The following is a 246-nucleotide window of genomic DNA, read 5'->3' on the forward strand; positions in this document are numbered from 1 at the left end:
AGATTAAGACGCTGACGCGGTCCTCAGTGACCCGTCTGCGGACGGTGGCCGTGATTGCCACCAGATCACCAATCCCAATTCCTCGCGCCATCCCATGAGTCTGGGGCGGGCGGCATTTTAATCAAGATCTTGCTAATATGGGTGACCGCTTCTTCAATTTGTTGGTCGTAGGCATTGATGGTGATTTGGTTTTTTTTATGTATGTTGTGTAATTTATTTTCGGTGTGGCAGGTTTCTATGGGTATT

The 246-nt window shown here is 48.0% G+C and carries 1 protein-coding gene; it reads right to left on the minus strand.

Annotated elements, in window-relative coordinates:
- Positions 1–65: 65 nt before the first annotated feature.
- On the minus strand, positions 66–246 hold a 181-nt coding region (locus AC0L2L_RS33425; protein ID WP_473584027.1), incomplete at its 5' end, for a hypothetical protein.

This window comes from Mesorhizobium sp. WSM4832 (assembly GCF_055811115.1).